Raw genomic sequence first — 9,357 nt, 5'->3', positions numbered from 1 at the left:
GAGGGGTGTTCAGGCGCTTTCTCGGGGCTGTTCCTGAGGGTCCGTCGCGAAGGGGTCCGGTTCGGGGGCGTAGCGGACCCACTGGTGGTACTCCTGCCGGACGTAGCCGAAGGGGTGCCGGTCCCAGCGCTCGTCTTCGGCGGGGACGGGGCCTTCGGTGGTGCCGTGGCGTTCGTCGTGGGAGCGCAGTCGCCAGGCGAGCCACTCGGCGCGGCCGAGGTCGAGGTTGTGCGGGTCGGCCAGTCGGCACCGGTCGGCGAGGGCGGCCTGACGGACCAGAAGGAGGCGCTCGTCCTGGTCCTCGCCGTCCGGCTTGTGCTGCTCGGCCACGCGCTCAAGCAGGTGGTACAGCTCGTAGGCCAGGGCCGGAGCGAGGCCGTAGGCCACGTCCGGGGAAAGGCCGGCGGCCGGGTCGTGGTCCTGGTCCTCCTGGTCCTCGTCCGGGTACCGCATGTCTTCCTCGTACGAGTCCTTGCAGCACTGGGCGCACCACTGGAGAGGTTCGTCCACGTGGTCCTCGCCGCACTGGGAGCACACCCAGCCGTCGCAGTTCCGGCAGCTTTCGGTGGCCGCGATGCTTTCGCTGTCGGTGGGGTTCGGCCGGTTCTCGGGCCGGTCGCACGGCTGGGTGTCGGGCCGGTCGGTCATGTGTCCCCCTTGGGTGGTGGGTGGCTGTGGCCTGGGAAAACGGGCCGGGTGTCCATGGACAGTCCATGGACACCCGGGGGTGGGGCCAGCGCTGGCCGTTACTCGCTGCCGGGCGCGCTCGGCTTCATGTGGCGGGCCGGGTTCACGCCGTCCGCCAGCTCGGTCAGCACCTCGGGCAGGGGGCGGACGCCCTCCACCTTGGCGTGGCCGGGGCTGACCCCGAGGCGCAGCCCGGCCACGGGGCGGCCGGTGGTCCCGAGCATCGGCGTGCCGTCCGGGTTGTACGGGAGCACGGAGAGCGGGTCGGCGGTCGGGGCCGGGTAGACCACGCAGTCCGTGGCCACGGCGAGCGGGTAGGCGCCGGTGGCGGCGGCGGTCTTGGCCAGTTTGCGGTGCAGGCCGACCCGGGCCGTGGCGATCACGGCGGCCCGGATGTCCGGGCGCCACGTGGGCCGCTCCAAGGCGGGCCAGGGTTGGCCGGGCCGGTAGCCGATGTGGCTGGGCCGCTCGCGCAGCTTGCCCAGCGCGCCCTTGGCGCTGGCCTTGATGGCGGCCAGGACGGCCAGCTCCACCCGGTCGCCCGCCTTCACGGTGGCCATGGCGGCCTGGAAGGCTGCCGGGTCTTCGGCCAGCTCGGGCGTGATGCCGAGGGCGGCCATGGTGGCCATGTAGGCGTCCCGCAGCCGGGTGTACCAGGGGGTCAGGTACGGGCCGTGGTCCGGGCGTAGCCAGGCTTCGAGGGGGCGGACCTGGGCGCCGAGCTCTTCGGCGTAGGCCACGGTCGGGGTGGCGTACCAGGCGGGCCCGGTCGGGCGGGTGCCGTCCGGGGTGAACGGCGAGGGCAACCGCGGATCGGTCTCGACGCCGGAGAGGTCGACCAGCCAGGACCCGGGGATCTTCTTGTCGAAGGCCGGTCCGTCCGTGTGCACCGGCTCGCCGAGCCCCACGGAGAGGCGGTTGGCGGCGGCCAGGAACATCACGTTCACGTCGATGCCGACCGCGAACGGAAGGCCGGCCTCTTCGGCGGTGGCCGGGCGGGTCCAGGCCCACGCCTCCTCATCGAGGGCGGGGCCGGTGCGGCCCTGGGCGGCCGGGTGCTCGGCCGGGACCTCGGGCGGGGCGGCCTGCACGGCGTGGTGCAGGGAGCCCTCCACCAGACCCGAGGACCACGTGTTGCCCGTGCGCACGGCGCGGGTGGGCGGGCGCAGCGCGGTCATCAGCTCCATGCCGGTCACGGCGGTGGAGCCGCACGGGGTGATGGCGCGGGTGGCGTAGGTGCCGAGGAGGCGGGCCAGCTCGCCGGGGGCGAGGCCTTCGGGCGCCCGCCAGCCGCCCCGGTCGGACAGGGCGCCCCACAGCGGTACGCAGAGCTGCACGCACTGGCGGCGGGCGCCGTCCGGGGTGCGGTAGAGGCGGGCCCACGCGCCGAGCCCGCGCCGGGTGAGCTGCCACCCGGCGTCGGCGACCTGCTTGACGGCCTTGTGCGTCTCGGGGAGCCGTCCGGCCTTGAGGTCGTAGGCGGTCTTGGTGGTGCCGGGGGCGGGCAGGCCGAGCCGCTTGCACGCGGTGTCGGTCAGCACCACCAGCGGATCGGCGTCCCGGCCGTGCTGGTGGAGCCGTTCGGCGCCGAGCCCGGTTTCGAGGGCCCACTCGGCCACGTCGGGCAGCGTCTTGGCGGTGACGGGGAGGGTGCGGCCGTCGACCAGGTGCGCGGTCAGTCCGGTCTTGGCGGCGTCGAGGACGGCGAGCGGACCGGCGGGGTACTTCGTCGGCTGCGGTTCGGGGGCCGGGGCGGGGCGGGCCTGGCGGACCGGACGCGCGGGCCGGGTGGCCGGGCGGGCGGGCGTCCGGCGGGGTGCCGGCGCGGGGGCCGGAGCGACCGGAGCGACCGGGGCCGGGGTGGTGGGGGCGCAGAAGCCTCCGCCGTGGCGGGGCTGGCCGCCCACCCGGAACGGGGTCGGGCGCCCGCACTGGGTGCAGGGCAGGGCCGGGCCGGTCACCAGCTCGCCGCTCGGGGTGGTGTCCATCAGCAGCAGGTCACTCATCGTCCTCGTCCCCCCAGATGTCCAGGTCCAGCGAGTACACGTCCCTGAGTTCCACGTCCAAGCCGTCCGCGCGGCGGCCGTGGTCGGTGAAGTACGCCTCGCCGAGTCCGGCGGCCACCAGATCGTTCAGGGCGTTCTCGTCTCCGGCCTCCATGGCGTCCCACATCGGGCCCACCAGGTGGGAGGGCATCTCCTGGGTGAGCTGGCGGAAGCGGGCGTCGTCGGTGCTGCCCTTGGCCGCGCGGAACCCGAAGGTCCCGGCCACGTTCACCGAGAATCCGCGGCTGGCCGCGCGCTGCTTGGCGCGCTCCTTCACCCGGGGCTGCCACGCCGTGTCGGTGGCGGCCTTCATGGACTCGGCGGCCTTCTTGCTCGGCTGGGCGGTGCCCTTGGCCCAGCGCTGCACGGTGCGCTGGGAGACGCCGAGCTGTTCGGCCAGCGCCTTGGTGGAGCCCTTGGCGCCCTTCATGAGGAACTTGAACTGCGCGCCCCAGCTCTGTGGCGCCTTGCGGGTGTGGATCGCGGCCCGGAAGCCGTCGAGGATCTTGCCCATGGTCAGACCGCCTTTCCGAGCGGGTTGGAGATCGGGCCCAGGAGCCGTTCGAAGGCCGCGTGGGCCGCGCGCGGGTCGTTGGCCCGCTCGGCTTCCTCACGGCAGGGGCCGCACACGGTCCGGCCGGGCTCGGTCGGGCGGAACGCCCGCTTCTCGCAGCGCTCGCAGGTGACCGGTAGCAGGGGCGCCGTGGTGCCGGTGGCGGTGTACTCGGGGCTGCCGGAGACCGGCGGGCGGGTGGGGTCGGCGGTGGCGATGAGCTGGCGCAGGTGGAACAGCGGCCGGTTCACCGGGGTGTCCCGGTGCAGGTGGGCGTACCAGTCGGCTTCACCCCAGGTGCCCGCGTGGGCCTTGTAGGCGCGGGCGAGCGCCCCGATCCCGCGCTGGCGCGTGGTCTCCCAGCCCGACTCCCACGGGGCCGAGGCGAACCACGGCATGCGCAGCAGCAGGGCCTCAGCAATGTCGTGGAACCACTTGTCGTCGCGGGCGTGGTGCGTCGGTGCCTTGGGCATCTCCACCCGGGCCAGCCCGGGGTTCAGGGTGTACCGGTCGGGGTTGCGCAGCCGGCCGTTCGCGTCGTTGATCTGGTCGCGGGTGAAGTAGATCAGCTTGGCGCCGCTCTCGCCGAGGCACGGCCGGTGCCGCTCGATGGTGCGCACTGAGAGCCCGGCGGCCTTCGCGAGGACGGCGTCCTTGAGCTGGCCGCGCCAGCCGTGGGCGGCGTAGGCGCACAGGAGCTTGCCGCACGCGCGGTGCGGGGTTTTGACGCTCGTGGCCCAGTCCAGGGCAGTGGCGGCCGGACGCGGCTTGAAGGCCGGCCTTTCCAGCGTGGCGCCTTCGACGGGGGTCCGCCGGTCCTCCCCGATCAGCCCGCGCGTCTCCAGGTGTGCGAGGTGGAGGAAGGTCGCCCGTCGGCCAAGCTTGGCCAGCTCGCCGAGGCGGGCGATGGTCAGGCGGGCGGGGTCGGTGTGTCGGCTGAGCTGGGTGAACAGAGTGGAGCACGAGGCGCAGTCGCCGGGGCGAACATCGGCGTGTTGTGACACCAACGGGTCCTATCCGGCCCGGTCCCGCTTCGCGGGAGGGGGATCTCTCCCCTACACTCGGGCCTGTCGTGAGGCCCCTCGCCCTCGCCGGTAGCGCTCCAACGCTATGACCCGGTAGAGGCGGGGGGTTTCGTCGTCTCTGGGTGCTTCTGTTGATCGTCTTGGGTGGCGCTGAGACTACTCGCTGTTGCGGTGGGCGCTGGCGCCTTTCGTGATCATCAGCGGGTGGTGCGCCCTGAGCGGACCAGGCCGGGGAGTCGGATGCCGGGCTGGTCGAAGAGCTGCCAGCCGTCGCCCGGCCGTGTGGGCGGCTTCGAGAGGTGGAAGGCGCCCCGTTCGTCCACCACGATCAGGCCGTCTGCGTGCAGGTGGTGGAAGTGCAGCCACACGGCGTGTTCGGCCTGGTCGTGTCCGGCGTCCGTGCAGCTGATCCCGGGGCACACGTCTTCGTCCCCGTGGCAGTGGTGGTCTTCGTCGGGAAGGCCGGCCTGCTCGGCGAAGTCGTGCAGGCCGATCGTCTCGACCTCGCCGGGGGTGGTGGCGCTGGCCCGGACGAGCGTTTTGGTGCGGATCATCTCGTCAAGCTGCGTTGCGGCCCAGGGGATGCGCCCGCCGTAGAGGGGCGAGAGCAGCGCCATGTGCTCCGCCCAGTCCCGGGTGTCCTGCGGAGCTGTCTCCTGCAACACCGGTCGGCCATCGGGCCCCGGGATGATCCATTCCTCGTAGCCCTCGAACGGGGGCGGGCTGGCGAACAGCGGACTTTCGCGCAGCCTCCTGCGCAACTGCGCGGCGCGGGCGGGGTGCTTGCCGGGCTTCTTCCGGCCTTTGCTGACGGGCACAGCTTCGCCTTCCTTCTGATCAGCGGAGGGTGATGCCCCCGGCGTCCCCGGACGGGCGGGGCACTACGGACAGTCGAACGCGGCCGTTGGCCAGCGGCAGGAGTTCCACGGCGTGGAACGTGCCGTCGGCGGTGCCGAGCGCATCGGTGCTGAGCGCGTCGCCGGGCATCTCGTAGGAGCCGCCCTGGTCCATCAGCACGGCGATCAGCATCGCGTGGGACATGTCCTCGGGGGACGGCAGACCGCTCACGCGCTCTTCCTCTCCGGGGTGGCCTTCGCCGGGCGCTTGGCGCGGACCTCAAGGCCGGCGGCCCTGAGCCACGCGGCCAGGGTGTTCGGGGAGACCCCGGCCAGGTCCTTGATGCGGTTGCGCTGGGCGCCCGCTTGGGCGGCAGCCACGGCGGCGGCCCGGACCCTGTCGGTCATCCACTCTTCCGCTACGGCGCGCTCGGTCGCGGCCACGGCCACGGCGCGCAGCGCTTCGGCCTGCCGCTCTTCTGGAATCTCAACCATGCACGTCAGGCTACCTGAAAAGAAGCATCGAGAGAACTACTTGTATCGCGAGATTCATTCCCGTAGTGTCTTCCTCAGCACCAAACGGTGCGGCCCCGACCGGGCGCTGTAACGCCTGGTCAGGGCCTTGACCACCCCCCTTGCACAAGAAGGAGGGCGATCCGTGATGGATCGTACCGATCACGGGCGTGCCCAGACGCCCGACCCCACCCCCGTTCCCGCCCCGGCGCCCGAGCCGACCCCGGCCCCTGAGCCGGTGATCGTCGAGCGCGGCTCCGGCATCAGCGTGGTCTGGCCCCAGGACGGGGGTGCCCGATGAGCCACGCCGGTGGAACCCCCGTCCCCCAGCCGCAGCCCACGCCCCCGGCCCCGGCCCCGAAGGCCGGCCTCGCCGAGCGGACCCGGCACCTGATCACCACCCCGCAGTTCCTGACCGTGCTGACGGCCCTGCTGTTCGGCATGGCCGCCGCTGGTGGGGCCGGGGCGTTCATGGAGCACTACGACGCCCCGTTCTGGGCGGAGCTGGCCGTCGCCGAGCTGGTCGCGGTCGGCGTGATGCTCGGAGCCTTCGAGGCGCTGGGCGCCCTGCTGCGCCGCATCGACGCCAAGACCCTGTACGCGATCCAGGACGCCGCGATCACCGCGCACTGGGCCGGTACCTGCGGCTGCGCGGCCGGGGTGATGCTCGCCGACTGCGACGCCTGGAACGACGCGCTGGAGATGGCCGCCGAGACCGAGGGCGGTGCCCTGTGAACGCGAACCTCGCACACGCCCGGCGCCGCGCCGTCCTCGCGGCCCCCGCGCTGGCCGGGACCGCCGCGTCCATGGTCCTCACGGTCGCCGTGGTCGCCCTGTGGCTCGGCCCCCTGCTCGGCATCTGGCTCGGCCTGCTGATCGGCCTGGGCTTCGACGGAGCGTGGCTCGCCGCGCTCGCCTACGAACGCCGCCTGAGCGCCCAGGGCGAGCACGACTGGCGCGTCACCCTGGTGGGCTGGCTGTTCGGCCTCGCCGCCACCGGTCTCCTGGTGGTTCACGGGCTGACCGCCGGAGCGGGCACGGCGGCCTGGCTGGCCGTGAGCTGGCTGCCGATCGCCGCCAAGCTCCTCTGGTGGCTGCACGGCCTGTGGGAGGCCACCGAGGTCAGCCCGAGGGCGCTCGCGGAGATCGCCGCCGTGCGCCAGAGCGCCCGCGACGACGCGGCGGTCGCCCGCGCCCGCCTCGCCGCCCAGGTCGGCATGGACGTGGTCCGCACCCGGGCCGTCTCGTCGGCCGGGGCCCAGATGGCCAAGGCCCAGACGAAGGCCGCCCGGGTGCTGGCCGGGGCCCGCGCCGCGCTGGAGAACACCGCCCAGACGGACGACGGGCAGAACGCCGCGCTGACGGCGGTCACCGCCCCGCGCTGGGAGCTGCCGGAGTTCGTCCCCCTCGCGGCGGTGCGGCCCTCCACCACGGCCGCGCTCGTGGAGCGCGTCGCCTCCGGCGCCCGTGCGGCGGAGGGCGCGGCGGAAACCGCCGCGCAGGTCAGCGGCCCTTTCGCCGCCGCTGGTGGCCCGGCGCCCGCCGGGGTGCCGGTCTCCACGGCAGCGGCGGTGCGCTCCCTGCTGGCCCAGGGGGAGACCGATCCGGCGGAGATCACGCGGCGGGTGCCGGAGCTGACCGGGCGCCCCGCCACGAAGGGCACCCCGGCCACGGTGGCGCGGGTGATCCGCGAGACCCGGGCCGCCGCGAGCAAGACCGCCCCCGCCCCGTCCCCCTACCTCTGAGAGAGGCGATCGCCATGGCCCAGGAGCCCGAGCACTACACCACCGGCGAGATCCTCGCCTCCGCCTTCCTGATCGGCCGCGCCGTGGTCCGCACGGTGCGCGGCAAGGACATCGGCAAGGTCGACGCCGCGATCGACCGCCTCCAGGCGAAGGCCGTGGCCCGCGAGGAGGCCGACAAGGCCGCCCGCGAGGCGGCCGAGGCCGAGCGCCTGGCCGCCGAGGCCAAGGCCAAGGCCGCGAAGCGCGCCAACAGCTGGTTCTGACCGACCACCACGGGGCGGGCCCGACCGGGCCCGCCCCACCCCGACCAGGGAGGGAACCCCCGATGAACGCCACCACCGGCCTGTTCGCCGCCGTCTTCGTCCTGCTCCACGTCGCCCACCTGCTCGCCGACTACCCGTTCCAGACCGACCACCAGGCGGCCCACAAGGCCGGACACGGCTCCATCAGCCGCCGGGCGCTGGCCGCCCACGCCGTCACCCACGTGACCGTCTCGCTCGTGCTGCTGATGGTCGGTGAGGCGGTGCTCGGCTTCCACGTCGGCGCGGTGCCGGCCGTCCTCGCGCCGCTGTGGCTCGGCCTGAGCCACGCCGCGATCGACCGCCGCTGGCCCGTGACCCGCTGGATGACCTGGGCCCGCCAGGCCGGATTCGCCGCCCACGGGGGCGCCGCGCATGTAGACCAGACGGCGCACGTGGCGCTGGGCGTCCTGCCCGCTGCGCTGCTGATCGCCGCCCTGTCCTGACCGACCCGCACGCCGGGGCGGGCCCACCCGGGCCCGCCCCGCCACTACGAGAGGAACCCCATGGACGACGTCACCCGCGAGGGCGTCCAGGCGTACTACCGGCTGCAGCAGGCGCTGCTGTCCGTCGCCAAGGACCCGGCCGCCCTGGCCCAGCCGGACACCGAACAGCGGCTGAGCGCGGTCGCGTGGGAGGCCAACGCCGCGATGGAGAAGGCCGGCCTTCTCGGCGCCGACCCCGCGTACGTGCTCGGCCTGGTCCGCCAGCTCTACCCGCACTTCGACACCGAGGAGAAGATCTGATGCCCGAGTTCCGCGCCGGTGACCACGTCGAGATCCTGGAGTGCGTCACCGACCCCTGGGCGGTCGGCAAGACCGGCAAGGTCTTGGACGACCTGCGCGACGACCAGCTGATCCCCAGCGACCTGACCGGCGGGAAGTGGACCGTCAAGCTCGACGGCTGGTTCGCCGGATCGGCGCTCTGCCACTCCTACGAGATCCGCAAGGTGGGCTGACCATGCGCTACATCGCCTTCGACGCCCCGTCCGCGAACGAGGCGTACGCCCAGGCGCCGGACCTGGCCCAGGAGGAAGCCGCGGTGACCCTGCTGCGCCGCGAGCTGGCCGCCGAGAACCGGTCCGCCTTCCACCCGGACGTCTCGGTGCCCGAGCTGCGCGAGGTCCGTCTGCGGGCCGCTGCGGTCGCGGACCGGCGGTGGTGGTCCACCCGGACCGACGAGGCGCTGCACGCCGCCGTACGGGCCGCGTGGGCGCTCATGGAGCACGACCGCCAGCACGGTGACGAGGTGGCCGGACCGTACGGGCCGGACTCGATCGAGTGGGACGCCGAGGGCGGCCCGCGCGCCTACGTCCGCCAGGAGTACCGGCACTGGCTCACCGTGCCGCCCGGGTGCGCGGACCCCTGCCCCGACGACGCCCCGTGCCCCTGGCACGGCGGCTGACCGGCGAAAGCACTGGCCGCCTGTCGGGGGCGGCGCGCACACTGACTGACTCACGCTCTGCTGATCACTGATCACGGGGGGAGCGCGCGGCGGACCATGCACCGGTCCGCCGCGCAGCGGCTCCCCCACCTCACGAAAGGGAAGCCGCGGTGGCAATCCTGGCAGCAGCAAGAACCGTGCACAGCGCACTAACCGGCCTCTCGGCCACGTCCACCCCGATGCCCACCGGCACCCCCGCGCCCGGCCAGGC

15 protein-coding genes are annotated in these 9,357 nt (G+C 73.9%); 8 read left to right on the top strand and 7 right to left on the bottom strand.

All coding sequences use genetic code 11. The features are described 5' to 3' along the window. Positions 1-9 precede the first annotated feature (9 nt). The 7 genes from ACGF07_RS35350 to ACGF07_RS35320 form a co-directional block, all read right to left on the bottom strand. On the bottom strand, positions 10-648 hold the full coding sequence (locus tag ACGF07_RS35350) for a hypothetical protein (RefSeq protein ID WP_392905746.1): 639 nt from the start codon (positions 646-648) through the stop codon (positions 10-12). A 98-nt stretch (positions 649-746) separates the two neighbouring features. Continuing rightward, on the bottom strand, positions 747-2,693 hold the full coding sequence (gene tap, locus ACGF07_RS35345; RefSeq protein WP_392905744.1) for a telomere-associated protein Tap: 1,947 nt from the start codon (positions 2,691-2,693) through the stop codon (positions 747-749). Next, on the bottom strand, positions 2,686-3,246 hold the full coding sequence (tpg, locus tag ACGF07_RS35340) for a telomere-protecting terminal protein Tpg (RefSeq protein WP_392905742.1): 561 nt from the start codon (positions 3,244-3,246) through the stop codon (positions 2,686-2,688). Before tpg ends, tap begins: the two co-directional genes overlap by 8 nt. A 2-nt stretch (positions 3,247-3,248) precedes the next feature. After that, positions 3,249-4,289 (bottom strand): hypothetical protein, encoded by a 1,041-nt coding sequence (locus ACGF07_RS35335; RefSeq protein ID WP_392905740.1) that lies wholly within the window; start codon positions 4,287-4,289, stop codon positions 3,249-3,251. A 218-nt stretch (positions 4,290-4,507) separates the two neighbouring features. Beyond that, positions 4,508-5,128: a hypothetical protein gene (locus ACGF07_RS35330; protein WP_392905739.1), complete on the bottom strand. Its 621-nt coding sequence runs from the start codon at positions 5,126-5,128 to the stop codon at positions 4,508-4,510. A 19-nt stretch (positions 5,129-5,147) separates the two neighbouring features. Then, entirely contained in the window at positions 5,148-5,378 is a 231-nt protein-coding gene (locus ACGF07_RS35325; protein WP_392905736.1) for a pRL2-19, read from the bottom strand. After that, positions 5,375-5,641 carry a hypothetical protein gene (locus ACGF07_RS35320; RefSeq protein WP_392905734.1) on the bottom strand — a complete coding sequence of 89 codons (267 nt, stop codon included), beginning with the start codon at positions 5,639-5,641 and terminating at the stop codon, positions 5,375-5,377. The genes ACGF07_RS35325 and ACGF07_RS35320 overlap by 4 nt, the downstream gene beginning before the upstream one ends. Before the next feature lie 166 nt (positions 5,642-5,807). Between ACGF07_RS35320 and ACGF07_RS35315 the strand changes: the two genes are divergently transcribed. The 8 genes from ACGF07_RS35315 (at position 5,808) to ACGF07_RS35280 (ending at position 9,107) form a co-directional block, all read left to right on the top strand. Then, positions 5,808-5,960: a hypothetical protein gene (locus ACGF07_RS35315; protein ID WP_392905732.1), complete on the top strand. Its 153-nt coding sequence runs from the start codon at positions 5,808-5,810 to the stop codon at positions 5,958-5,960. After that, complete coding sequence (locus ACGF07_RS35310) at positions 5,957-6,394, top strand: hypothetical protein (RefSeq protein ID WP_392905729.1); 438 nt, start codon at positions 5,957-5,959, stop codon at positions 6,392-6,394. Before ACGF07_RS35315 ends, ACGF07_RS35310 begins: the two co-directional genes overlap by 4 nt. Then, positions 6,391-7,404, top strand: a complete 1,014-nt coding sequence (locus tag ACGF07_RS35305; RefSeq protein WP_392905727.1) for a protein spdB — start codon at positions 6,391-6,393, stop codon at positions 7,402-7,404. The genes ACGF07_RS35310 and ACGF07_RS35305 overlap by 4 nt, the downstream gene beginning before the upstream one ends. A 14-nt stretch (positions 7,405-7,418) precedes the next feature. After that, positions 7,419-7,667, top strand: coding sequence for a hypothetical protein (locus tag ACGF07_RS35300; RefSeq protein ID WP_392905725.1), 249 nt, complete (start codon positions 7,419-7,421; stop codon positions 7,665-7,667). Between the two features lie 62 nt (positions 7,668-7,729). Further along, positions 7,730-8,149 carry a DUF3307 domain-containing protein gene (locus ACGF07_RS35295; RefSeq protein ID WP_392905723.1) on the top strand — a complete coding sequence of 140 codons (420 nt, stop codon included), beginning with the start codon at positions 7,730-7,732 and terminating at the stop codon, positions 8,147-8,149. 60 nt (positions 8,150-8,209) lie between these two features. Next, positions 8,210-8,449, top strand: coding sequence for a hypothetical protein (locus ACGF07_RS35290; RefSeq protein ID WP_392905721.1), 240 nt, complete (start codon positions 8,210-8,212; stop codon positions 8,447-8,449). Then, entirely contained in the window at positions 8,449-8,661 is a 213-nt protein-coding gene (locus ACGF07_RS35285; protein WP_392905720.1) for a hypothetical protein, read from the top strand. Before ACGF07_RS35290 ends, ACGF07_RS35285 begins: the two co-directional genes overlap by 1 nt. 2 nt (positions 8,662-8,663) lie before the next feature. Further along, entirely contained in the window at positions 8,664-9,107 is a 444-nt protein-coding gene (locus tag ACGF07_RS35280; protein ID WP_392905718.1) for a hypothetical protein, read from the top strand. Positions 9,108-9,357: the final 250 nt, after the last annotated feature.

Origin of the sequence: Kitasatospora sp. NPDC048194, from assembly GCF_043202455.1 — a bacterium.
Classification (GTDB): Bacteria; Actinomycetota; Actinomycetes; order Streptomycetales; family Streptomycetaceae; genus Kitasatospora.
The sequence above is the reverse complement of the archived record's forward strand: the minus strand, read 5'-3'. Positions and strand labels throughout refer to the sequence as shown.

Coding starts and splice junctions, on each gene's coding strand:
- ACGF07_RS35350 (WP_392905746.1), bottom strand. CDS start 648: ATGACCGACCGGCCCGACACCCAGCCGTGCGACCGGCCCGAGAACCGG.
- tap (WP_392905744.1), bottom strand. CDS start 2,693: ATGAGTGACCTGCTGCTGATGGACACCACCCCGAGCGGCGAGCTGGTG.
- tpg (WP_392905742.1), bottom strand. CDS start 3,246: ATGGGCAAGATCCTCGACGGCTTCCGGGCCGCGATCCACACCCGCAAG.
- ACGF07_RS35320 (WP_392905734.1), bottom strand. CDS start 5,641: ATGGTTGAGATTCCAGAAGAGCGGCAGGCCGAAGCGCTGCGCGCCGTG.
- ACGF07_RS35315 (WP_392905732.1), top strand. CDS start 5,808: ATGGATCGTACCGATCACGGGCGTGCCCAGACGCCCGACCCCACCCCC.
- ACGF07_RS35310 (WP_392905729.1), top strand. CDS start 5,957: ATGAGCCACGCCGGTGGAACCCCCGTCCCCCAGCCGCAGCCCACGCCC.
- ACGF07_RS35300 (WP_392905725.1), top strand. CDS start 7,419: ATGGCCCAGGAGCCCGAGCACTACACCACCGGCGAGATCCTCGCCTCC.
- ACGF07_RS35295 (WP_392905723.1), top strand. CDS start 7,730: ATGAACGCCACCACCGGCCTGTTCGCCGCCGTCTTCGTCCTGCTCCAC.
- ACGF07_RS35290 (WP_392905721.1), top strand. CDS start 8,210: ATGGACGACGTCACCCGCGAGGGCGTCCAGGCGTACTACCGGCTGCAG.
- ACGF07_RS35285 (WP_392905720.1), top strand. CDS start 8,449: ATGCCCGAGTTCCGCGCCGGTGACCACGTCGAGATCCTGGAGTGCGTC.
- ACGF07_RS35280 (WP_392905718.1), top strand. CDS start 8,664: ATGCGCTACATCGCCTTCGACGCCCCGTCCGCGAACGAGGCGTACGCC.